This window comes from Palleronia abyssalis, from assembly GCF_900302445.1.
GTDB classification, from domain to species: domain Bacteria; phylum Pseudomonadota; class Alphaproteobacteria; order Rhodobacterales; family Rhodobacteraceae; genus Palleronia; species Palleronia abyssalis.
Window position 1 is genome coordinate 418,366 of the sequence record NZ_ONZF01000001.1, and the last position, 23,842, is coordinate 442,207.

Sequence of the window (23,842 nt, forward strand, 5' to 3'; positions counted from 1 at the left end):
CCCCCGGCAACAACAGGGGAGTAACGACATGAAACGTATCATCGCAGGCGCAATTGCCGCCGTCGCGCTGACGGGCACGGCCCAGGCGCAGGACGAGGTGAACTTGCAACTGAAATGGGTCACGCAGGCCCAGTTCGCGGGCTACTACGTGGCCCAGGATCAGGGCTTCTACGAGGAAGAGAACCTCGACGTCACGATCCTGCCCGGCGGGCCCGATATCGCGCCTCCGCAGGTTCTGGCCGGGGGCGGGGCGGATGTCATGGTCGACTGGATGCCGTCGGCGCTATCGGCTCGGGAAAAGGGCCTGCCCATCGTAAATATTGCCCAGCCCTTCAAGTCATCTGGCCTCATGTTGACCTGCTGGAAGGATACCGGAATCACGGGTCCCGAGGATTTCCGGGGGCGCACCATTGGCGTTTGGTTCTTCGGGAACGAATATCCCTTCCTGTCCTGGATGAGCCAGGAGGGTATTCCGACGGACGCGTCCGACGACGGCATCACGGTCCTGAAACAGGGCTTCAACGTCGATCCGCTGCTGCAGCGTCAGGCCGACTGCATCTCGGTCATGACCTACAACGAATACGGTCAGGTTCTGGATGCCGGCGTGACCGAGGACGAGCTGGTGACGTTCAAGTACGAGGACCAGGGCGTCGCAACGCTCGAGGACGGTCTGTACGTCCTGGAAGAGAATCTCGAAGACGAGGCGTTCCGCGACAAGATGGTCCGCTTCGTGCGCGCCTCGATGAAGGGGTGGAAATGGGCCGAGGAAAACCCCGAAGAGGCGGCGATGATCGTCCTGGACAACGATGCCACCGGCGCACAAAGCGAAGAGCATCAGGTCTATATGATGGGGGAGATCGCGAAGCTCACGGAAGGCGCGAACGGTGCGCTGGACGTGGCCGACTATGAGCGCACGGTCGAGACGCTTCTGGCAGGCGGCTCGGACCCGGTTATTTCGGCCCAGCCCGAAGGGGCTTATACGCTCGAGATCACGGACGAAGCGCTGAACTGAACGCTCCGGCGGGCCGACCCACGGCCCGCCAACCCTCAGGCTCGTAGCTGTTCCGAGACGGCCGCCGTAAGATCGGCCAGAGAGAAGGGCTTTTGCAGGAACGCCGACTTGGGGATCCGTGCCTGAGTTTCGGCGAAGCTTTCCTCGGCGTAGCCCGACATGAAGATGACAGGCGTTCCGGAGCGGATCCGGTTCGCATCCTGAACCCACGACGGACCGTCCCGCCCCGGCATGATGACGTCGGACACGAAAAGGTCGATCTTGACCGTAAGATCCTGCGCGATCGCCAGTGCGTCCTCTGCATTCTCCGCCTCGAGCACCTCGTAGCCATTCAACCGCAATGCGCGGGCCGCAAAGGCGCGTACCGGTGCTTCGTCCTCGGCCAGCAGGATGACCTCGCCCGCGGCGGCGGCGGTCTTCTTGGGCTCCTCGGGTGCGACGGGATCCTCGACCGCGTGGCCTGACTGCGTGATCGGGAAAAACAGAACGAAGGTCGTGCCCTGACCGACCTTACTGTCGGCGAAGATATATCCCCCGGTCTGCTTGACGATCCCATACGCCGTGGACAGACCCAGGCCGGTCCCTTCCCCCAGCCGCTTTGTCGTGAAGAATGGTTCGAAAATCTTTTCCAACACCTCGGGAGCAATCCCTGACCCCGTGTCAGAAACCGAGATGACGGCGTATTCGCCCGCCGGCACCGTGACCCGGTCCCGGGTCCAAGGCTGCCGCAACACGCGAAGTTCGGTCTTGAGGTCGATGGTGCCCCCTTCGGGCATCGCGTCGCGTGCGTTCACGACCAGGTTCATGATGACCTGCTCAAGTTGCCGACGGTCCGCACGCACCCGGGGCAGGTTTTCGGCGTGGCTGAAGGACAGGGCGACTTTCTCGCCCACCAGTCGATTGAGCAGGTGGGTCAAGTCAGAAAGAATGCCCCTCAGATCAACCATTTCCGGGCGGAGATTCTGCTTGCGCGAGAAGGCTAGAAGTTGGCCGACTAGGCTGGCCGCGCGGTTGGCGTTCTGATTGATCTGTTCCAGGTCCGAAAAATTGGGATCCCCCGGGTCATGCCGCAAAAGCAGAAGGTCGCAATGGCCGCGGATTGCCGTCAGCAGGTTGTTGAAATCATGCGCGACACCGCCGGCAAGCTGGCCGATCGCCTGCATCTTCTGGGACTGGACGAACTGCGCTTCGAGCGTCTTCAGCTCGGTCGCATCATGCAGCACGGCCATGATGTGGTCTTCCGACCCATTGTCCAGAGAGTTTAAGGTGATCTGAAGGAAGACGTCCGGTTGGCGGCGTGAGGCGCGTCCGACTTCAGGCCGTTGGATTGAGATCCCGCCGAATGCTTCCTCGATCCATTGCGGAACCGAGCGGCCCAGCCCTTCAACGAGGTCCGAGAACACGACACTTTCGCCCGGCTGAATGGCCAGGAGGTCGCGGCCAACACGGTTTCCGCGCACCACCGTTCCGTTTCGGTCAAGTTCCAGCAGCGGAATCGGCAAATGCTCGAACGCAACGCCCTTCTCGGACGCGGGACCCTCGGCAATACCCGTATCCAGGCGCCACAAAAGGTCCCCCCCCGCGATTCGCGTCGCCGAGATTCTACGACGTGGATGACAGCCGATCCATCTCTCGGCGCTGCCCTCGGCCAGCGCACGTCCGCGTAGTTTGGCGACCTCCTCGGACGGATCGGCCAGATCGCGCGCCAGTTCATCGTAAAAATTGCCTGCCGCGTTCGACCACAGGCGCGCCCCCCTGGCATCGGTGACATAGACAGGATGACGGTCGTTTGCATGGATCGCCCGCAGCGCCGAAAGCCAGCCGCGGCGCTTCATGCGTTTCGGTCCGCCGATGGCGATCAGCAAGACAGACACGGCCCCCGCCGCAGCGGCAGCCACAGCGACCGTCAATGCGATCACGGGCAACCCGATCACCGCGGCGACGCCGGACAGAACCAAGGCGGCCAGCAACAGGAAACACGCGACCGGGACGTACCTCGCCGCGACATCGGACATGGGCAAGCGGGTTTCTGACACGTATGGCACCTTGCGCTTCCAGGGCGGCTCACAGTCTCACCCGTTCGTTAAAAGAAGGTTAATTCTGGTAGTGACTATCAACTTATCAAATTGGGCCGCAACTACGGGTTGAACCGCAGAAGCGCACAATAAAACCCGTCGCCCCCGTCCATCGGCGTCAGATGCCGTTCGGCCACAACCTCTGTAGCCCGGCCGGCGCTGAAATGATCCACGCGGGCGCGATTTTCCACATCCAACAGCGAACACGTGGCGTAGGCCAGCAATCCCCCCGGCCGCACATGTCGAACCGCCTCGCACAGGACGCGATCCTGAAGCGCAGTCAGACGGTCCAGTGCCTGTGGCGTAAGGCGGATCTTACCCTCGGGTGACCTGCGCCAAGCCCCGCTTCCCGAACAAGGTGCGTCGACGAGAACCAGATCATACAGATCTTCGTCTGATAGGGTGCCCGGTGCGACCGTCCGGATCTGCACGCCGGCCCGTTCCGCGCGCACCGGCAGATCGCGCATGCGCGCCGCATCGGCATCGTGGGCGTGGATCGTCGCTGCCGTGCGCGCCGCCATTGCCAGCGCCTTGCCCCCTCCGCCGGCGCAGTAATCCAGAATGCGACGGGTTCCGTCCAGGGGCAGCAGATCGACGATCGCCTGGCTGGCGGCGTCCTGAAGTTCCACCAGACCATCGGCCCACGCCCGGGATCCCTGCACCCTACGTGGGTTTGTTGTAACCTCAAGGGCGGTCGGCGACAGGGGATGGGGCAATGTCTCGATCCCTTCGGCCAGAAGCGCGGAACGGGCGCTGTCCCGGTCCCCCTTCACCAAGTTCGCCCGGAGGAAAACCGGGGCGCGCGACTGCAGCGCGGTCATCACCGGGTCAAAATCCTGATCCAGCGACGCGCGTAGCTGCGGCGCCAGCCAAGCTGGGCAATCCAGTGCATCGACACCTTCAGGTGCCGTTCCGGATGCGCGCTCGGTTTCCGTCAGAGGGTCCGGGCCGTAGCCCGCGCCTGTGAAAAGCGTCGTCGGATCAATACCTTCTGCGCGGAGTAGGCCGATCATGCGGGCCCGCCCCGTCTGGTCCCCGCCCCAAACGGCCGATGACCACCAGCGCCGTAACGCATCGAACACGTGGTCCCGTACAGCAGCGCGATCCTTGCTGCCGGCGTGACGGGCCGTGCGCGCCCAACCGGTCAGAACCTTTTCGGCCGGCTCGCCAGCGGCGATCCGGTCCAGGCAAACGATCGCCGTCTCTATCCGTGCGGCCGGAGTCATTTCGTACAGGCTTCCCGTGACATATCCGATGGTGGGACACCTAGTCGCGGGTTCGCCCGAATGGAAGGCCGGCGCGGCGTGCCGGTCTCAGGGTCCGATCCGCCGGTCCAGATGCGTGTATCCGCCGTCCGGAAAGACCCATTGCCCGGTCATATGACTGGACCTGCGCGACAGTAGGAAAAGGCAGGTATCGGCTATCTCTTGCGGGGTCGTCATTCGGCGGCCCAGGGGGATGCGCGCCTCGATCTGTGCGGCTGCCTTTGCGGGGTCGGCCAGTGTATCAAGCCACCGACGATAAAGCGGTGTCATCACTTCGGCCACGACGATGGCGTTAACGCGTACGCCCGTATCCAGGAACTCCACCGCCCATTCCCGCGTCAGGCCGAGCTGTGCGGCCTTCGCCGCGACATAGGCAGATGTCCCGCCCTGCCCAGTCAGCGCGGTTTTCGAGCTGATATTGACGATCGCGCCCGTCGTGGCCTCTAGATCGGCGCGCATATGATGCACCAGGGCGTAATAATGCACCAGGTTCCGGTTCAGGCTTGACCGGAAGGCGTCCGGACCCGCGTCCAGTCCAACACTGTCATTCGCCCCGGCATTGTTGACCAGCCCATCGATCCGCCCGTGTTCGGCCCGGATCGCCGCCACCGCATTCGCGACCTGTTCATCATCGGACAGCTCGGCCCGGACGAACCCCGCACCATAACGGCGCAGCCATTCGGCATCCGGATCGCGTCGGGCCAGAACGATCGGCCGGGCTCCCTCGGCCGCCAAGCCTTCGGTGATGGCCTCTCCGATCCCCGAAGCACCACCGGTCACGACGATTACCTTGTCCCGAAGCCCCAGGTCCATTAGGTGCGCCCGAAACTGAATTGCGCAACGCTTTCGGGCTTCATCTCGATCGAGAATCCCGGCCTTCGGGGCGGCATGTATGCTGCGTTCTGGATGACGCAGGGATCCACAAAATGCTCGTGCAGATGGTCGACATATTCGATGACCCGCCCTTCTCGCGTGCCCGCAATGCACAGGTAGTCGATCATCGACATGTGCTGGACGTATTCGCAAAGACCGACCCCGCCGGCATGCGGACAGACGAGCAGATCATACTTCGCGGCCATCAGCATGACGGCCAGAACCTCGTTCAGCCCGCCAAGTCGACAACTGTCGATCTGCACCACGTCGATGGCGTTTTGCATGATGAACTGCTTGAACATGATACGGTTCTGGCACATCTCGCCCGTCGCGACCTGCACCGGGGCGACGGCTTGGCGAATGGCGCGGTGGCCGGCGACGTCATCGGGGCTGGTCGGCTCTTCGATGAACCATGGTTGCGCGAAGCCAAGCGCGTTGATCCATTCCACGGCCTGATCGACTTCCCACACCTGGTTGGCATCGATCATCAATTGCACGTCCGGTCCCACGGTCTCACGTGCAATGCGCAAGCGTCGGATGTCGTCCTGAAGGTCGCGGCCGACCTTCATCTTGATGTGCCGGAACCCCTGGTCGACGACCTCCCGGCAGAGCCTGCGCAACTTCTCGTCGTCATAGCCCAGCCACCCGGCCGAGGTGGTATAGCACGGATAGCCTTCCGCCATCAGCGTCGCGATCCGGTCCGCTTTTCCCTCGGATTGCCGGGTCAGAAACGCGACCGCCCAATCGGGTGTCACACAATCGGTGATGTAGCGAAAGTCGATGCAGCGCACGAGGTCCTCGGGGCCCATATCCGCGACCAGCTGCCAGACCGGCTTGCCCTGGGACTTGGCCCACAGATCCCATGCCGCGTTGATCACCGCCCCCGTGGCCAGATGGATCGCGCCCTTGTCGGGGCCGATCCATCGCAACTGACTGTCGCCGGTGACATGGCGCCAGAAGCGCCCCATGTCCTCGGCGATCCAGTCGAGGTCCAGCCCCACGACCAACGGACGCAATGCCTCGATGGCGGCGACGCAGATCTCGTTGCCACGCCCGATGGTGAACGTCAGGCCGTGGCCGTCATGATCGCCATCGGTTTCCAGCACCACGTAGGCCGCAGAATAGTCCGGATCGGGGTTCATCGCGTCCGATCCGTCCAGCGCGTCCGACGTCGGAAACCGCACATCCGCGGTTCTGAGGCCGGTGATCCTCATGCGCGCACGACACGCTGCGTCTGCTCGCCCAGACCCTCGATCCCGAGGCGCATCGTCTCGCCGCCCTTCAGGTAGACCTTCGGTCGTTGCCCCATGCCGACACCCGGCGGAGTTCCGGTCGAAATCACATCCCCCGGCTGAAGCGACAGGAACTGGCTGAGATAGTGGATGATGTGGGCGACCCCGAAGATCATCGTCGACGTTGAACCGTCCTGGTACCGGTGCCCGTCCACCTCGAGCCACATGGACAGGTTGCCGATGTCCCCCGCCTCGTCCGGTGTCACAAGCCAGGGCCCCAGCGGGCCGAACGTGTCGCAGCCCTTGCCCTTGTCCCAAGTGCCGCCCCGCTCGATCTGCCACTCGCGTTCAGAGACATCGTTGATGACGCAATAGCCTGCGACATGGTCAAGGGCGTTCGCTTCCTCGATATAGCGACCGCCCTTGCCGATCACGACGCCCAGCTCGACCTCCCAGTCCGTCTTGGTCGCGCCTCGCGGGATTTCGACGTCGTCGTTCGGGCCGCAGATGGCGGATGTCCACTTGTTGAAGACCACCGGTTCGCTGGGAATGTCGGCGCCGGTTTCGGCGGCGTGATCGGCGTAGTTCAGCCCGATACAGACGAATTTCCCGACTTGGCCGACGCAGGGCCCGATACGGGGGGTGCCTTCGACCCGGGGCAAGGCGTCCGGATCCAACGCCGCGATCCGCGCCAGTCCCTGAGGGGTCAGTATATCCCCAGAAATATCGTCAATCTCGCCCGACAAATCGCGGATCGTGCCCGATGCATCCAGAAGGCCCGGTTTTTCCTGACCCTTGGGGCCGTATCGCAGAAGTTTCATCTTGTCCTCTTCAGTTGGATGTCGCGATGGGTTGGTCTGCCACCGCATAAAAACGCGCGCCGTTGTGGCGCATGATCGCGGTTCGCTCTGACCGGGACAGTCCCGATAGAAGCAAGTCTGTCAAATTGCGCCACTCATGCCACGACGCAGCCAGCGTCAGGACCGGCCAGTCGCTACCCCAGATCAGGCGCTCCGGCCCGAACCAGTCCAGAAGCTGGTCGAAGATGGACCTCAACGCCGGAAGCGGATCCCGTCGGTCAGGGTCGGTCAGCTCGGTCAGAAGTCCAGAGAGCTTGCAGTGAACATGCGGCAGCCTGGCCAGCGCGGCCATGCCCTCCTCCCATACCGGATGCGGTCCCGGTTTCGGCTTGGCGGCGTGATCGACCACCAGGGGAAGATCCCGGTTTTCCGAGGCAAAGTCACACAGCATTGGCAGGTGCCGTTCGGTGACGAGGGCATCGAAGGAAAGGCGGTTGCGCACCAGGCTTGCCATTGCGTCAGGTCGCGCGTGATCGATCAGCCAGTCCGTCGCTTCGATATCCTGAAGCATCGGGCGAACACCCTTGAACTTCGGATGCCGGGCCAGCGTCTCGATCTCGGCCGCGCAATCCGGGTGCTCGAGGTCCACCCACCCGACCACCCCGACGACCCGCGGATCACCGGCTGCGATGTCCAACAGGAAATCAGTCTCGGCCCGGGTCGGTACCGCCTGAACCAGGATCAGGTCAGTCGCCTCGGGATACTCCTCGACCGAAAAATCGCGCCTGATGGGCGAAAGAGCCGCGCCACCTGCCGTCAGCCAATCGTAGTCGCCTCGGGCCAGACGCCAGACATGACAATGGGCGTCGAGCGGCTTCATCAGATCGTCACCCCACCATCGACCGAGACGGCCTGGCCAGAGACGAAGCGGCTTTCGTCGGACAACAAGTAGACAACAAGCGGCGTGATATCCCCGACCGCCGCAAGGCGCCCCATGGGCTGACGCGCGATGAAGTCCTTTTCGGCCTGGACCGGATCGGGCGCGGCGGCAATCCGCCCCCGAAGCGAGGGGGTGTCGACCGTTCCGGGGCAGATCGCGTTGACGCGCAAACCCTGCCCCACGAAATCCGCCGCCACTGCCTTGGTCAGCCCGATGACGGCGGCCTTCGTCGCGCCGTAGGCCGTGCGGTTCGGAAAGCCCTTAAGCGAAGACGCCATCGACGCCATGTTCAGGATCGCCGCCGTCCCCGTCTGTTCAGCGCGGGACAGCATTCCCGGAAGACAGGCGCGTGTCAGGCGCAGCATCGAAGTGACGTTCACATCCACGCTGCGGGCCCAGTCGTCGTCAGACACATCAAGGATCGTACCGTGATGGACGATGCCCGCGCAGTTGAACAACCCATCGAGCGCGCCCAGCCGGTCCACCGTGTCGCGGATCGCGTGTGGGTCCGTCACGTCCAGCGCAGACGTAGCAATTCCGTGCTCGTTCAGACTGGCAAGCAGGCTTTCGTCCATGTCCGTCGCGTGAACCTCAGCACCTTCGGCGGCGCAGGCAATGGCGCTGGCCCGGCCCATGCCCTGACCCGCCGCGGTGATAAGGATCCGCTTGTCCCGAAGTCGCATGATCGTCGTCCTTTTCCGATCCGTCAGCGTGTGGACGCGATGACGCCCTTGCGGAGAATGAAATTGCCGTAAGGGCGCGCCTCGGCGGTCCGCAGAACCGCGAAGGCCGTCTTGGCCCGGTCGTAGAACGCAAACCGTTCCAGCGCGCGCCGTTCGGCCCCGAAGGGCTTCAGAACGCGCTCTGCGTTGGCAACTACGTCGGGGGTCGCCTTGGGATCGTCGACGACTTGCATCGTGTGAACCGCAGGCCCGTCGAACGTATCAAGGGGCAAGACGGACAGCACCACCTCCAGCATCCGGATTGCGTCGCAATCTGCCCGCAGCGGCGTGCCGCGAACGGTCGTGCGCGCGACCGACGCCCCCGGGAAGTTGGCGTCCGAAATCACGATCTCGTCGCCATGCCCCATGGAGGCGAGCGTCCACAGAAGATCGGGGCCGAGCAGCGGATCGATGCCCTTCAGCATGGGACATGAACGGGGTGGCCTGACCGGAACATGGGCGGGCCGTAGAATTGGAAAGGCATTTGACCTCGACTTGGTAAAAGTGGATCGGGGACCGAAAGAGGCCCCCGACCGGTCCGGTTCAATCGTAGAGGACGGCCTGGATTTCCTGGTCGTCGATATTCGACTGGTCGTACCAATAGAAGCCGGTGTCGATATCGCCTTCGACTTCTTCGCCGCGCGCGGCGGCAACGGCGGCGCGGACGGTTTCATACCCTATACCGACGGGGTTCTGGGTGATCGCACCGGCCATGAGGCCTTCACGGATCGCGTCGGTCTGGGCCTTGCCGCTGTCATAGCCGACGATGGTGATCCCCTCCTGCCCGCTTTCGCGCACGCCGTTCACGACTCCGATTGCCGACCCCTCGTTCGTTCCGAAAATGCCGTCCAGATCCGGATGCGCCGCCAGAAGGGCACGCGTGATCTCGGTCGAGCGCAGGTGATCGCCACCGCCGTATTCCACCGCGACGATCTCGACATCTGGATACTCTGCTTCCATCCGGTCGACGAAACCGTCGCGACGGTCCACGCCGGTGCGCGAAGTCTGGTCATGCGCCACGACAGCGACCTGACCCGATCCCCCGATCAGCTCGGCCATCTTGTCGGCCGCCATCGCGGCGGCGGCCTTGTTGTCGGTGGCCGCCGTGGCGACCGGGATGTCGCTGTCCACGCCGGAGTCGAAGGCGACCACGGGCACACCCGCCTCCTGCGCCTGGCGCAGCAGCGGGATCGCGGCCTGGCTGTCCAGTGCGGCGAAGCCGATGGCGTCGGGGTTGTTCGCCAGCGCAGCGGCCAGCATGTCCATCTGCTTGTCGACCTGGGATTCGTTGTCCGGCCCTTCGAAAGTGACGCGCACGCCGAACTCTTCGGCGGCCTGTTCGGCGCCCTGGTTCACGGCCTGCCAGAACTGGTGCTGGAACCCTTTCGAGATGACGGGGATGAACAGCTCCTCGTCCTGGGCCATGGCGCCCGACCCGAGACCCGCCAGCGCGATTGCGGTGGCCGTCCCGATCAAGTGTCTTCTGGTGAACATTTGGTTTCCTCCCTGATTGCTCACGTCTTCCCCCTCCGCAGCTGGTCGGCATAGACCGCCACGATGATGATCCCGCCGGTGACGACGGTCTGCCATTCGGGCGCGACAGACAGCACGCGCAGGCCGTTCGTCAGCACCGCCATGATCAGCGCCCCGATCAATGTGCCAAGGATAGTCCCACGCCCGCCCGCGAGGCTGGTGCCGCCGATGACCACCGCCGCGATCGCCTCGAGCTCATATCCCAGCCCCAACGCGGGCTGCGCCGAGTTCAGGCGGCTGGCAATCAGCAGGCCGCCGATACCGACGATGGCGCCCGAGAGTGCATAGATCGCCATCTTCCACGCGTCCGCATTGACGCCGGACAGGCGCACCGCCTCCTCGTTCGAGCCGAGGGCGAAGGTATATCGCCCCAGCACCGTGCGCGACAGGATCCAGGCCGCGAAGCCCGCGACGAGGAACAGGATCAGCACCCCGTTGGGCACCGGAAAGCCCGGCAAGACCCAGCCGATCAGAGACCCGCGCGAGATCAGGTCGAAGCCGGGCGTGTCGTTGAAATAGATCGGACGGGTCCCGGTGACGACCAGCGACAGCCCCTTCAGGATCAGCATCATGCCCAGCGTCGCGATGAAGGGCGGGATCTTCATCTTGGCGACGAACGTGCCCGAGACCAGACCGCTGAGCGCGCCGGTCCCGATGGCGGCGACAACCCCGAAGATCAACGGCGCGCCAAGCCATGTCAGCACGACGCCGGTCATCACCGCGCAGAAGGTCATCAGCGTCCCGATGGACAGGTCGATCCCCCCGGTGATGATGATCAGCGTAGCGCCAATGGCCAGCACCCCGTTGACCGAAGTCGCCTGCAGGATCGCCATGATGTTCGACACCTGGAAGAAATTCGGGCTGGCCAGCGAGAAGCCGATCACAAGCGCGATGAGGCTGGCGAAGGCCAGGAGCTTCTGGTGCGCGGTGCCGCGGCGCGACGGCCGGGGCGCGGTGGTGGTGTCCACGGCGGTCATGCTGCGGTCTTTCCTTCGCGTTTGGTCGCCAGGGCGACGATCTCTTCCTGGCGCGCGCCGCCGGGTAGAATTCCGGTCAGGCGCCCCTCGCACATGACGGCGATCCGGTGGCTGACACGCAGAACCTCCGGAAGCTCGCTGGAGATGACGATGATCGCTTTTCCCCGCTTCGCCAGATCGGCCAGCAGGCGGTAGATCTCTGCCTTTGCGCCTACGTCGATCCCCCGCGTCGGCTCGTCGAAGATCAGGATGTCGCAATCGCGCAGAAGCCACTTGGCGATGACGACCTTCTGCTGGTTGCCGCCCGATAGAAGTCGCACCTCCTGCGCGTCATGGGGGGTGCGGATACGCAGCATGTCGATATAGCTGCGCGCGACCTCGCTCAGTTTTCCTTCATTTATGCGACCCATACGGTCCGAATGACGGCCCATGCTGGGCAGGCCGATATTGGCGCGCACGTCGAGGCCCAGGGCCAGGCCGAACTGCTTGCGATCCTCTGACAGATAGCCGATCCCCTTGCGCACCGCGTCCGAGGGGGACGCGATCCGGACCGGCTTGCCGTGAACCCGGATTTCTCCGCGATCGATGGGCTCGGCGCCAAAGATGGCGCGCGCAAGTTCGGTCCGCCCGGCGCCCATCAGGCCCGCAAAGCCCAGGATCTCGCCCTGTTTCAGATCGAAGCTGATGTTCTTCAACTCGGCCCCGCGAGAAACATCGATGACCTCCAGCGCGGTCTCGGCCCCGCTCAGATCGGGGATCGCGATGTCCGAATGCTGAATTTCACGGCCGACCATCATCGCGATGATCCGTTCGATGGGGGTGTCCGCCGCAGCGACGGTATCCACGTAGGTCCCGTCGCGCATGACCGTCACCCGGTCCGAAATCTGACGGATCTCGTCCATCTTGTGGCTGATATAGATGATCCCCACACCTTCGCTGCGCAGCCGTCGGATGATGGCGAAGAGTTCGGCAATCTCGGTATCGTTCAGCGCCGCGGTGGGCTCGTCCATGATCAAGACGCGCGAGCGGTAGGACAGGGCCTTCGCGATCTCGACCATCTGCTGGCGGGCGATGGTTAAGGAACTGACCGGCGTGCGCGGATCCATCTTCACATTCATGCCGTCAAAGATCGCCGCGGCATCGGCGTTCAGCTTGGCTTCGTCCAGCCGCCCGAATGATTTGCGCGGCTCGCGCCCGATCCAGATGTTCTGCGCGACGGTCAGGTCCCGCATCAGCGCAAGTTCCTGGTGGATGATCCCGATCCCCTGATCCTGGGCCGATCTGGGCGTGGGCAAGCTGACCGGCTTCCCGTCGATCAGGATGCGCCCGCCATCGGGCTGATATACACCGGACAGGCATTTCATCAGCGTGGACTTGCCCGCACCGTTCTCGCCCATCAGTGCGTGAACCTCGCCGGCGAGAAGATCGAAATCCACGGCATCCAGCGCTTTCACCCCGGGAAAGACCTTGTCGATCCCCTCCATCCGGACAAGCCGGGTCATCGCGCCACCGCCCAAAGACGAATGCCGCATGGCGATCCGGGCGCAGGATAGAGACGGCAAAGTCCCACGGGACGACGCCAATCGAAAGCTCGCATCGGACCTCCTCCCTTCCGGTGCGTGAGTTCTTATTTGAACAACGTATCCATATCTGAATAATTGAGGCAAGAAAAACTTGACCGCCCGACAGCGCTCATCGACCTGGTCTGCCTTGCGAGGATGCATCATGACGACACCGGATCCTGCGCGACACAGTGAAACCCCACCTAATGGGCCGGATCGGTATCGCGCCCCGGCGCTGGACCGCGGGCTGGACATTCTCGAGGTTCTCTCCGATCAGGCGCGCGGCCTGACGCGGGCCGAAATCGTACGCGAGTTGGGCGTCAGCGCCTCTCAGATCTACCGAATGCTCGAACGTCTCGTGGCTCGAGGATACGTCTGCCGGATCGAGGGGGGCGACCGCTATGCGCTGACGATGCGCCTGTTCCTGCTGGGCACGGGCCATCCGCCCCTGCGCCGTCTCATCGCACAGGCGCAGCCGAAGATGGATGCTTTCGCGACGCGGCTTCGGCAATCGTGCCATCTGGTCCTGCCCGAACACGGACACGCGGTGATCGTGGCACAAGCCAGTCCTCGGTCGCACTGGGAGTTTCGTGCCCTTGTCGGTGCACGGATGGACCTCTTTGCAACCAGTTCCGGGCTGACGCTTCTGGCGTTCCAGCATCCCGATCGCCGGGCCAAGACGATGGGCCACTGGGGCCTTGCCCCCGAAGAAGCGCGTATTGCGGACCTCACGGAAGACTTGTCCGAGGTGCGTGAAGCCGGGTTTCGCATGGCACCATCGCAGCAGGCTGTCGGCGTCACCGACATCAGTGCCCCGATCTTCGGACCCGCCGGGGATGCGATGGCGGTTTTGACCTGCCCGTTCCTGGATCGACCGGACGAGGCGAACACTCGGGCGCGCGAAAAAGCCCGCGAGGCCCTTCTGGACCTCGCAGGCGCGCTTTCCTTGAATACCGCGGCCCCGTCACCCGAACCTGCGGACGACAACGGGGGCCGCAGTTAGGCGCTCGCCCTCAGCGCAAATCGGCCGGCAGAAGCGCCTCGGGCATGTTCTGATAGCAGACAGGACGCAGGAAACGCCGGATCGCCAGGGTGCCGACGCTGGTCGCGCCAAAATTGGTGCTGGCGGGGAACGGCCCGCCATGGACCATCGCACCTGCAACCTCGACCCCTGTCGGGAAGCCGTTGACCAGAACACGGCCGGCCTTCCGTTCCAGCACCGGAACAAGCGGACGCGCGGCGTCGGTGTCGCCCTCGTCCATCTGCAGCGTCGCTGTCAGCTGCCCGTGCAGATTACGGGCGATGTCCAGCATCTGCTCCGCGTCGGAGGCCCTGACCACGATGCCGGAGGGGCCGAACACTTCCTGCGCCAAGTCGGGATCCGCCAACCAGTCGGAACCGGCGACCTCAAACAGCGCAGGCGCGGCGTTCCGCCCCTCGGCCGAAGGGTCAAGATGCGCCTGGGTCCCTTTGGCCGAGGACAGCGACGAGACGCCCTTGCGATACCCCTCGGCCGTGCCGGCCGTCAGCATCGGCTGCGCCTGAACGTCCGAAAGTGCACTGCGCGCAGCCTCGACAAAGCTGTCCGCATCCGCGTCGTCCTGCAGGATCACGACGCCGGGGTTGGTGCAGAACTGCCCCACGCCCATGGTCAACGACCCCGCCCAGGCGGTTCCGAGATCGCCGGCGCGTGCGGATTGTGCTGCCGGCAGGACGAAGACCGGGTTGATCGCGCCGAGCTCGCCGAAGAAGGGAATGGGCTCGGGGCGTGACATGGCCAGATCGAACAGCGCCTTGCCGCCCCGGAACGAGCCGGTGAAGCCCACGGCACGGGTCAGCGGATGGGTCACAAGCGCCTCGCCCGCCTCGGTCGAGTTCGACTGGACGAAGCCGAAGACGCCTTTGGGCATTCCCGTTTTCTCGATGGCGGCGTGGATTGCCAGCGCGACCAGCTCGCCGCAGCCCGGGTGCCCGGGATGTCCCTTGTAGACAACTGGACAACCAGCAGCCAGCGCCGCTGCGGTGTCGCCACCCGCGGTAGAGAACGCCAGAGGGAAGTTCGACGCGCCGAACACGCCGACAGGGCCCAGGGGACGCTGCATCATCCGCAGATCGGGGCGCGGCATAGGCTGGCGATCGGGCAGCGCTTCGTCATGGCGGCGGTCAAGGTAGTCGCCGTCACGGATATGATTGGCGAACAGGCGGATCTGATTGGCCGTGCGCGGCAACTCGACCGAGCGCAGGCGCGGCTCGGGCAGGCCCGTCTCGGCCATGCCGACCTCGACAATCTGGTCGACGCGGGCCTCGATCTCTTCGGCAATGGCTTCGAGAAACAGCGCGCGATCCTCGCGCGACGTCCAGCCATAGGTGGCAAAGGCGGCTTCGGCGGCCTTCATCGCAGCGTCGATCTGCGCCTTGCCGCCGTTGCATACGGTCATGGGGTCGCCGGAAACCGGATCGGACGTGAAGGTCTCGCCCCCGTCGGTCCAGGTTCCGTCGATCAGATGGCGTCCTGTCAGGTCGGTCATGTCGTCTCCCAGTGGTTTTCAGTCTTCAAACGGCTCGACCGTCAGGTGACGGCCCAGCATGAATGCATCCGCGACGTGGATCAGCGGCAGTGGGTCCACATCCGAGGCGCCGTCGGCCAGCAGGTCTCCGAACCGACGGTAAAGATCGGGGTATTCCCCCGGATCCTCCAGCCCCCGTTCCGTGCCGTCCACGAACATCCGCGCGCCGCCCTCGGTCAGGCTTAGGGTGCCGGCATCGGTCTCGACCTCGATCTGCCAGATCTCGCCACCCTTCTGCCGCCAATCAAACGCGGCCATTGCCGTCAGGTCCTCCCCATCGGAGAATTCCAGATCGGCCGCAATGGGTGTAGCCCTGTTTTCCGGCACGGAAAGGGTCGCGCTGGTTAGATGCAGTGGCACGGGACAGATCGCGGTTAACAGCGACAGGGCGTTGATCCCCGGATCGAAAACGCCAAGGCCCCCGGCCCGCCAGATCCAGTCTTGGCCGGGGTGCCATTTGCGAACGTCTTCTTTCCAGTCCACGCGGATGCCGGTCAGGCGCTTCTCGGCCAGCCAGTCCCGTGCCGGTCCAGCGGCAGCAGCGTGGCGCGAGTGCCAGGTCGCAAACAACGTCACATTCGCATCGCGGGACATCCGGTCCAACGTCAGCACTTCGGCCACCGTGGCGCCCGGCGGTTTCTCCAGCATCACATGGCGTCCGGCTGCAATGGCCGCGCGCGCCGCGTTGAACCGTGGAATGGGCGGCATGCAAAGCGATAGGGCTTCGACGTCCGGTCGCGCCTCCAGCAGCGCCTCGACAGAAGCGTGGTTCTCGACCCCGTCGACACCGCCCGAACGACTGACCGTCGCGGCCAGTTCGAACCGCGGATCGGCGGCGATGGCGGGGATATGCTGGTCGCGGGCAATCTTGCCGACGCCGACAATGGCAATTGGCGTTGGCTGACGTGGCGTTTCGGTCATGGTTTCTTTCGGTTTCAGGACAGGTCAGGCCCGCACGGCCGTTGCACGCACGAGGCCGCGTTGCAGGAGGATGAACAAAAGCAGCAGAATGCCGATGACGATCTTCGTCCACCAACTAGACAAGCTGCCGTCGAACACGATGTATGTTTGTATAAGGCCCATGGTTAGCACGCCGAAAAGCGTACCCAGAACATAGCCCGCGCCGCCCGTCAGCAGCGTGCCGCCGATCACGACGGCTGCAATGGCCGTAAGCTCGGTCCCCACCGTCGCCAACGGATAGCCCGATCCGGTATAGATCGAGAAGACGATCCCCGACACGCCGGCCATGAAGCCCGAGAACGCATAGATGCCCACCGTCGTCGCGCCAACCCGAACCCCCATCAGCCGCGCCGTCCGCTCTCCCCCGCCCAGGGCGAAGACGCTGGCCCCGAAGCGCGTGCGATGCGCAACCACTGCGCCCACAGCCACGGACAACAGCATCACGATGCCGATCAACGTCAGCCTGCCCTTGCCCGGCATCAGCCAGTAGGCATCCTTCAAAAGCTCATAGAACGGATGCTGGATCGGAACGGAGTCGATCGTCAGCATGTACGAAGCCCCGCGCGCAAGAAACATGCCGGCCAGGGTCACGATGAAGGCCGGCATCCCCAAAACGTGAATAACCCCGCCCATCGCGGCCCCGAACGCGGTCGTGACGCCCAGCAAAAGGACAAAGACCACAAGGGGGTGAAGCCCGGTCTCGCGCAGCAGAACGGCGATGAACACGCCCGAGAAAGCGATGACCGACCCCACCGACAGATCGATCCCCCCCGACAGGATGACCAGCGTCATGCCTACCGCGACAATGCCCAGATAGGCATTGTCGGTCAGCAGATTGCCCGCCACGCGGGTCGACAGCATGTACGGGAACTGGATCCAGCATACGATATAGGCCGCGATGAAGATCCCGATGGTCGCCAGAAGCGGATAGAGGCGTGGATTGATCGTCATGACTTGGCCCCCCGCGGCGATGCGTCGGGATCGCGACGCAGACTGTGACGCAGGAAATGCCAGTGCCCCACGAGGTTCGGCGACTGGATCAGAAGGATCATCAAGACCAGTCCCGCCTTGATGACCAAGTTGTATTCCGAAGGGAACCCGGCCAGCAGGATCCCGGTGTCGATGGTTTGGATGATCATCGCGCCCAGCACCGACGCTGCGACGGAAAACCGCCCGCCCAGCAGGGAGGTGCCGCCGATGACAACCGCCAGGATGGCATCAAGCTCGAGCCAGAGGCCGGCATTGTTCGCATCCGCCCCCCGGATGTCCGCGGTCGCGATGATCCCGGCAAGCGCCGCACAAAGGCCCGAGGCCATGTAGACGGCGATCAGAAGCACGGTCGCGTTCACTCCCGCAAGTGCCGAGGCCGAGCGGTTGATGCCAATTGATTCGACCAGCAGGCCCAGTGCCGTCCGGCGCATCAGGGCCGCGACGCCTACCGCCGTCAGCACCCAAATGAAGACCGGGACAGGCAGGCCCAGCAGGATGCCAGACCCCAACCACGCGAATGGTCCCGCGTCGAAGGTCAGGATCCGTCCCTCGGTGATCAGCTGCGCGATGCCGCGGCCAGAGGTCATCAGGATCAACGTCGCCACGATGGGCTGGATTCCGACGATGGCCACGAGGCACCCGTTCCACAGGCCGCAGACCAGTCCCGCGCCCACCGCCAGAATGACCGCAGGGCCTGCCCCCCACCCCGAGGACAGCGCCCATGCCGCCACCGCGCCCGAAATCGCCATGATCGTACCGACCGAAAGGTCGATGCCGCGCGTCGCGATCACAAGCGTCATGCCCACCGCCAGCAAGGCGACCGGGGCGCCGCGCTTGAGCACGTCGATGACCGGCCCCGAAAGGCGCCCTCCGGCATAGTCGATGGACAGGAACTGCGGGAAGAACAGCGTCACCAGCGCCATCAAGGCGGCGAGGGTCAGAAGCTGCGGAAGGACCCGGCGGAACGACCGTTTCACGCTGCACCTCTCTGCGTCCGGGGGTCGGCATCGTCGCGCGCAATCTCCCGCACGATCGCGTCCGAGGTGACGTCGCTGCCCGACAGCTCTCCGGTGTGGCGACGGTCGCGCAGAACGATCACCCGGTCAGCCACCGCGATCAGTTCGTCGAACTCGGACGAGATGACCAGCACCGCCATCCCCTGCCCCGTCATCTCGTGGATCAGGCGCAGGATTTCGGCATGTGCACCTACGTCGATTCCGCGCGTGGGCTCGTCCAGGATCAGGAAGCGCGGGTTCATCGCCAGCCACCGTGCCAGCACGACCTTCTGCTGGTTGCCGCCCGAAAGGTCGCCGATCGCCTTCTCGGCGTCCGAGGTTCGGATATCCAGTTTGGCGATATACTCGTCGGCCAGCCGGTTCTGCTCGGACCGGGGGATCGGTCGGGTCCAGCCGCGATGGGCCTGAAGCGCAAGGATGATGTTCTCGCGCACGGACAGGTCGGCGACGATCCCGTCGGTCTTTCGATCCTCGGGCGCGAACCCGAAGCCTGACTGGATCGCCTCGCGCGGGTTGCCATGCGCCACTGGGCCGTCCGCATCCCGGGTCCGGCCCCCCTGCGACGCGCGGACCCCGAACATCAGTTCGGCGCTTTCGGTCCGGCCCGAACCCAGAAGCCCCGCCAGGCCGATCACCTCGCCTTTATGTACAGTCATGTCAAATGGCTCGACGACGCCATCGCGCCCGATCCCCTCGAACCGAAGAAGCTCGGGTCGGGACCTGGAGTGCGGGTCCTTCTGCGCGGCCTCGTGTTCCGTCGCTTCTTCCAGTTCACGGCCCAGCATGTGTTCGATCAGCGTCAGCCGGTCCAGGTCGGCCACCACCTCGGTCGTGATCTTGCGCCCGTTGCGCAGGACGGTCAGGCGATCGCAAATCTCGAACACCTGGTCCAGGAAATGCGAGACGAACACGATCCCGAGGCCCTGATCGCGCAGATCGCGCACCACGTCGAACAGCATCCGAACCTCGGCCGCGTCGAGACTGGCCGTCGGCTCGTCCAGGATCAGGACCTTGCCCGACAGAGCCACGGCCCGGGCAATCGCGACGATCTGCTGGATGGCGACGGAATACGCGCCCAGATCACGCCCGACATCTATGTCGAGATTGTAACCCGACAGCATTTCCTGCGCCATCTTGCGTTGCGCGCGACCGTCGACCAGCCCGAAGCGGCGCGGCTCGCGGCCGAAGGTCAGGTTCTGCGCCACGGTCAGGTTCGGCAGCAGGTTCACCTCCTGATAGACCGTGCCGATCCCCAGTTCCTGCGCCTCGGAGGTCGAGGCGGGAGAAATCGGATTGCCTTCCAGCCGGATCTCGCCGGAATCGCGGCGATACGCGCCGGTCAGACACTTGATCAGGGTCGACTTGCCGGCGCCGTTCTCGCCGAGAAGTGCGTGCACCTCACCGGCCCGAAGCTCAAAGTCGACATCGTCCAGGGCCAGCGTGCCCGGGAACGACTTCGACAGGTTGCGGATCGACAGCAGCATAGTCCCCCCTTCACAAGAGCCGGGGCAGGCGCACCCGCCCCGGTCTGAAATCATCAGTACCCCAGATCCTTGCGCGCCTCGTATTCGGCCATCGGATCGTCGTCCTGGGTGTAAAGGGTCGACTCGGTCTGGATGAACTTCTCGGGCTCGGTCCCGTCGCTCCAGTAGGCTTCCAGCGCATCGAAGGCCGGACCGGCCATGTTCGGCGTCAGTTCAACCGTCGCGTTGGCATCGCCATTCGCCATGGCCTGGAAAATGTCCGGCACCGCGTCGATGGACACGATCAGGATGTCCTCGCCCGGATCCATGCCAGCCTCGGTGATGGCCTGAATCGCACCCAGGGCCATGTCGTCGTTATGGGCATAGAGCGCGCAGATCTCGTTGCCGGACTCGGCCTGCAGGAAGCTTTCCATCACCTCCTTGCCGCCTGTCCGCGTGAAATCCCCGGTCTGCGAGCGGACGATCTCGAGGTTGTCCATCCCCTCGATCGCGTTCCGGAAGCCCGTCGCCCGGTCGATCGCGGGCGAGGATCCGGTCGTGCCCTGCAATTCCACGATCCGGCACTCCTGATCGCCCACGGTGTCGGCAAGCCACTGGCCCGCGACCTCGCCTTCATGCACCAGATCCGAGCCGACGGCGGTCAGGTACAGATCCTCGGACGAGTCCACCTGCCGGTCCAGGAGGACGACGGGGATCTCGGCTTCCTGGGCTTCCTCGAGCACGCTGTCCCATCCGGTCGCGACGACCGGTGCCAGAAGGATCGCGTCCACGCCTTGTGCGACGAAGGACCGGATCGCGGCGATCTGGTTTTCCTGGCGCTGCTGCGCGTCCGAGAAGCGCAGGTCGATCCCGCGTTCTTCGGCCTGCTGACGGGTCAGGGTCGTCTCGGCCGCGCGCCAACCGGATTCCGAACCGATCTGCGAAAAGCCGACGGTCTGCGCCGAAGCCGCCGCGGCCAGGCCCATCACGGCCGCCGTCGTCAAAAGTGTCGTCTTCATTGGTCTCACTCCCTATTCTGGTTGTTTCGCGTAGCGTCGCGAGCCGTTTGATGCCCTAATTCGGGCCATACCTTTTTTGCCGCGGCCTCCTCTCCGCGGTCAGTGACTGTCGCGCGGTACCTCCCTTCCCCGGCAGCCTTTCAGGAAATCGAAATCCGCACCCGTATCCGCACCTTCCACGTGGTCGTGGAACAGCTTGGCATAACCGCTTGGGGGAGGTGCGGTATGGGGCGTCCAGTCGGCCAGACGCTGCGCCAGTTCCGCATCCGGGATGTCCAGGTGCAGGCGCCGGGCCTCGACGTCGAGCTCGATCATGTCGCCGGTCCGGACCACGGCGAGGGGCCCGCCGACGGCGGCCTCTGGCGCGGTGTGCAGGACGACTGTGCCGTAGGCAGTCCCGGACATTCGCGCGTCAGAGATCCGGACCATGTCCTTGATTCCCTTGCGCAACACCTTCGGCGGCAGACCCATGTTGCCCACCTCGGACATGCCGGGATAGCCCTTCGGGCCGCAGTTCTTCAGAACCATGACGCAGGTCTCGTCGATCTCGAGCGTCTCGTCGGCGATCTTCGCCTTGTAGTCGTCGATATCCTCGAACACGACGGCACGACCGCGATGCTTCATCAGGTGGGGCGACGCGGCCGAGGGCTTCAGAACGGCGCCTTCGGGCGCAAGATTGCCGCGCAGCACGGCGATCCCGCCCGAAGAGGTCAGCGCCTTTTCCACCGGCAGAATGACGTCTTCGTTCCAGTTGACGGCGTCCTTGACCTCGTCCCAGATCGGCCCGCCAGACACGGTCAGCGCGTTCCGATTCAGCACGCCGGCCTCACCCAAACGCTTAAGAACGACCGGTAAGCCACCGGCATAAAAGAATTCCTCCATCAGGTACTTGCCCGACGGCATGAGGTTCACGATCGTGGGCACGTCGCGTCCCAGACGGTCCCAGTCGTCGAGCGTCAGGTCCACGCCGCACCGGCCCGCCATCGCCAGAAGATGGACCACCGCGTTGGTAGACCCGCCGATGGCGCCGTTCGTGCGGATCGCGTTCTCGAATGCGGCTTTCGTCATGATATCAGAAGGTTTCAGGTCGTCCTTCACCATCTGCACGATGCGACGGCCGGAGATCTGAGCCATCACGCGCCGCCGTGCATCGACCGCCGGGATGGCCGCGTTTCCGGACAGTGCCATGCCCAAAGCCTCGGCCATGGATGCCATGGTCGACGCGGTGCCCATCGTGTTGCACGTCCCCGAGGAACGCGACATCGCCTGTTCGGCCTCCAGAAAATCCTCTTGGCTCATCTTGCCGGCCTTGATGTCCTCGGACATCTGCCAAAGCGCGGTTCCTGACCCGACACGTTCGCCCCGGAACCAGCCGTTCAGCATCGGCCCACCGGTGACGACGATAGACGGAATGTCCGTGGACGCCGCGCCCATAATCAAAGACGGCGTAGTCTTGTCGCACCCGACCAGAAGGACGGCCCCGTCGATGGGCTGGGCGCGCATCGTCTCCTCGACCGCCATGGCCGCAAGGTTGCGATACATCATCGCCGTGGGGCGGAACGTGTTCTCGGACGCGCTGAACACCGGCACTTCCAGAGGAAAGCCCCCGGCCTCCCACACGCCGGCTTTCACCTTCTCGGCCAACTCTCGCAGGTGGCCGTTGCAAGGGGTCAGCTCACCCCAGGTGTTCAGGATTCCGATGACAGGACGGCCGTCGAACAGGTCGTGCGGGTAGCCTTGGTTCTTCAACCAGCCCCGGTGATAGATGTTGTCGCGGCTGGTCCCGCCATACCATTCCTGACTACGCAGCTTGCGGGGCCATTCTGCAGGTTCGAAGGTCATCAAAGCACCCGGATTTCGGTCAGGGGTTCCGCCGTGCCCAAGGGGCGATGTCGGAGCGTATTGCGCAAGGCCATGCCGAAGGGCGCGGCCTCGATCTCGAACACATCGCCGTCCTCGGGGGTTACCCCTTCCGCGAAGGACAGGGTGGCGGTCCCGAACATATGGACATGCACATCGCCCGGCTGGCGGAACAGATCGTATTTGAAGTGATGGTGTTCGAGGTTGCGGATCGAGTGGGACATGTTCGCCTCTCCCGACAGGAAGGGCTTTTCGAAGATCACGTCGGTCCCGCGACGGATGCGGCTGGTGCCCTCGACGCTATCGGGCAGATCACCGACCAGAAGTTCAGGGCCAATGGCACAGGGGCGCAACTTGGAATGCGCGAGATACAAGTAATTCTGCCGCTCCGTCACGTGGTCCGAGAACTCGTTGGCCAGCGCGAAGCCCACGCGGAAGGGCGTGCCGTCCGGGCCAATGACGTAGACGCCGGCAATCTCGGGCTCTTCGCCGCCATCCAGCGCGAAGACGGGGCTTTCCAGCGCGGCACCGGGCGCGACAAGCGCGGCGCCGTTTCCCTTGTAGAACCACTCGGGCTGGACGCCAGCATGGCCGTTCGCGGGTTTTCCACCCTCGACCCCCATGCGAAACATCTTCATCGAGTCGGTCTCGTCCTCGGGCTTTTTCGCGTGCATCGACGCGCGGGTCGAGGCCGAGCCCAGATGCGTCAAACCGGTGCCGGTCAGATGCAGGTGCGCCGGGTCGGGATGGGTCAGCGGCGGGGCCAGACGTCCTTCCCCGGCGATCCGATCCAGATCGACGGCCCCGTTCAACCCAGCCGCCAGTACCAGTTCGCGCAGCGGTGTGCCTTGTGCGGCGGCCTCCATCGCCATCTCGTAAAGCGACTGCTCGGACTTCACTTCGTAGGCTTCGGACCCTTCCCGCGCAACGACCTGCAGGCGGCCCCCGGCGGTGCGATATTGCGACAGCAACATGT

At 64.4% G+C, this 23,842-nt stretch carries 21 protein-coding genes; 2 read left to right on the forward strand and 19 right to left on the reverse strand.

The annotated features are described in order from the left end of the window. Positions 1-28 precede the first annotated feature (28 nt). The gene (locus PAA8504_RS02130; protein WP_108892494.1) at positions 29-1,012 is read left to right on the forward strand and encodes an ABC transporter substrate-binding protein; all 984 of its coding nucleotides are present in this window, start codon (positions 29-31) and stop codon (positions 1,010-1,012) included. 35 nt (positions 1,013-1,047) lie between these two features. Here the strand turns inward: PAA8504_RS02130 and PAA8504_RS02135 are convergent, their stop codons facing one another. The 11 genes from PAA8504_RS02135 to PAA8504_RS02185 form a co-directional block, all read right to left on the reverse strand. After that, entirely contained in the window at positions 1,048-3,048 is a 2,001-nt protein-coding gene (locus PAA8504_RS02135; RefSeq protein WP_245897490.1) for a hybrid sensor histidine kinase/response regulator, read from the reverse strand. A 101-nt stretch (positions 3,049-3,149) separates the two neighbouring features. Next, positions 3,150-4,313: an RsmB/NOP family class I SAM-dependent RNA methyltransferase gene (locus PAA8504_RS02140; protein ID WP_108892496.1), complete on the reverse strand. Its 1,164-nt coding sequence runs from the start codon at positions 4,311-4,313 to the stop codon at positions 3,150-3,152. 87 nt (positions 4,314-4,400) lie between these two features. Next, entirely contained in the window at positions 4,401-5,165 is a 765-nt protein-coding gene (locus PAA8504_RS02145) for an L-fucose dehydrogenase (RefSeq protein ID WP_108892497.1), read from the reverse strand. After that, positions 5,165-6,409 carry an L-fuconate dehydratase gene (locus PAA8504_RS02150; RefSeq protein ID WP_306419512.1) on the reverse strand — a complete coding sequence of 415 codons (1,245 nt, stop codon included), beginning with the start codon at positions 6,407-6,409 and terminating at the stop codon, positions 5,165-5,167. The genes PAA8504_RS02145 and PAA8504_RS02150 overlap by 1 nt, the downstream gene beginning before the upstream one ends. A 26-nt stretch (positions 6,410-6,435) precedes the next feature. Further along, on the reverse strand, positions 6,436-7,278 hold the full coding sequence (locus tag PAA8504_RS02155; protein WP_108892499.1) for a fumarylacetoacetate hydrolase family protein: 843 nt from the start codon (positions 7,276-7,278) through the stop codon (positions 6,436-6,438). Positions 7,279-7,288: 10 nt separating this feature from the next. Next, positions 7,289-8,137, reverse strand: a complete 849-nt coding sequence (locus PAA8504_RS02160) for an amidohydrolase family protein (RefSeq protein WP_108892500.1) — start codon at positions 8,135-8,137, stop codon at positions 7,289-7,291. Continuing rightward, positions 8,137-8,880 carry an SDR family oxidoreductase gene (locus PAA8504_RS02165; RefSeq protein WP_108892501.1) on the reverse strand — a complete coding sequence of 248 codons (744 nt, stop codon included), beginning with the start codon at positions 8,878-8,880 and terminating at the stop codon, positions 8,137-8,139. Before PAA8504_RS02165 ends, PAA8504_RS02160 begins: the two co-directional genes overlap by 1 nt. A 23-nt stretch (positions 8,881-8,903) precedes the next feature. After that, positions 8,904-9,344 carry an RbsD/FucU family protein gene (locus PAA8504_RS02170; RefSeq protein WP_108892502.1) on the reverse strand — a complete coding sequence of 147 codons (441 nt, stop codon included), beginning with the start codon at positions 9,342-9,344 and terminating at the stop codon, positions 8,904-8,906. A 118-nt stretch (positions 9,345-9,462) separates the two neighbouring features. Further along, complete coding sequence (locus PAA8504_RS02175; RefSeq protein WP_108892503.1) at positions 9,463-10,413, reverse strand: ABC transporter substrate-binding protein; 951 nt, start codon at positions 10,411-10,413, stop codon at positions 9,463-9,465. 20 nt (positions 10,414-10,433) lie between these two features. Beyond that, positions 10,434-11,429, reverse strand: coding sequence for an ABC transporter permease (locus tag PAA8504_RS02180; RefSeq protein ID WP_108892504.1), 996 nt, complete (start codon positions 11,427-11,429; stop codon positions 10,434-10,436). Beyond that, positions 11,426-12,931, reverse strand: coding sequence for a sugar ABC transporter ATP-binding protein (locus PAA8504_RS02185; RefSeq protein ID WP_108892804.1), 1,506 nt, complete (start codon positions 12,929-12,931; stop codon positions 11,426-11,428). Before PAA8504_RS02185 ends, PAA8504_RS02180 begins: the two co-directional genes overlap by 4 nt. A gap of 223 nt (positions 12,932-13,154) precedes the next feature. On the opposite strand from PAA8504_RS02185, the gene PAA8504_RS02190 reads away from it, so the two are divergent. Continuing rightward, positions 13,155-13,994: an IclR family transcriptional regulator gene (locus PAA8504_RS02190; RefSeq protein ID WP_108892505.1), complete on the forward strand. Its 840-nt coding sequence runs from the start codon at positions 13,155-13,157 to the stop codon at positions 13,992-13,994. A gap of 10 nt (positions 13,995-14,004) precedes the next feature. Here the strand turns inward: PAA8504_RS02190 and PAA8504_RS02195 are convergent, their stop codons facing one another. The 8 genes from PAA8504_RS02195 to araD1 all read right to left on the reverse strand — a co-directional run bounded on the left by PAA8504_RS02195 (position 14,005) and on the right by araD1 (position 23,840). Beyond that, the gene (locus PAA8504_RS02195) at positions 14,005-15,519 is read right to left on the reverse strand and encodes an aldehyde dehydrogenase (NADP(+)) (RefSeq protein WP_108892506.1); all 1,515 of its coding nucleotides are present in this window, start codon (positions 15,517-15,519) and stop codon (positions 14,005-14,007) included. An 18-nt stretch (positions 15,520-15,537) separates the two neighbouring features. Next, positions 15,538-16,479, reverse strand: coding sequence for a Gfo/Idh/MocA family protein (locus tag PAA8504_RS02200; RefSeq protein WP_108892507.1), 942 nt, complete (start codon positions 16,477-16,479; stop codon positions 15,538-15,540). Between the two features lie 24 nt (positions 16,480-16,503). Then, a complete protein-coding gene (gene yjfF / locus PAA8504_RS02205; RefSeq protein ID WP_219928889.1) occupies positions 16,504-17,469 on the reverse strand; it encodes a galactofuranose ABC transporter, permease protein YjfF in 966 nt (321 codons plus the stop codon). Continuing rightward, positions 17,466-18,485, reverse strand: a complete 1,020-nt coding sequence (locus tag PAA8504_RS02210) for an ABC transporter permease (protein WP_245897491.1) — start codon at positions 18,483-18,485, stop codon at positions 17,466-17,468. The genes yjfF and PAA8504_RS02210 overlap by 4 nt, the downstream gene beginning before the upstream one ends. Continuing rightward, positions 18,482-20,008 (reverse strand): sugar ABC transporter ATP-binding protein, encoded by a 1,527-nt coding sequence (locus PAA8504_RS02215; RefSeq protein ID WP_108892508.1) that lies wholly within the window; start codon positions 20,006-20,008, stop codon positions 18,482-18,484. Before PAA8504_RS02215 ends, PAA8504_RS02210 begins: the two co-directional genes overlap by 4 nt. Before the next feature lie 53 nt (positions 20,009-20,061). Beyond that, a complete protein-coding gene (gene ytfQ / locus PAA8504_RS02220) occupies positions 20,062-21,006 on the reverse strand; it encodes a galactofuranose ABC transporter, galactofuranose-binding protein YtfQ (RefSeq protein WP_108892509.1) in 945 nt (314 codons plus the stop codon). Positions 21,007-21,105: 99 nt separating this feature from the next. Further along, a complete protein-coding gene (gene araD, locus PAA8504_RS02225) occupies positions 21,106-22,848 on the reverse strand; it encodes an L-arabinonate dehydratase (protein WP_108892510.1) in 1,743 nt (580 codons plus the stop codon). After that, complete coding sequence (gene araD1, locus PAA8504_RS02230) at positions 22,848-23,840, reverse strand: AraD1 family protein (protein WP_108892511.1); 993 nt, start codon at positions 23,838-23,840, stop codon at positions 22,848-22,850. The genes araD and araD1 overlap by 1 nt, the downstream gene beginning before the upstream one ends. Between the last annotated feature and the right edge of the window lie 2 nt (positions 23,841-23,842).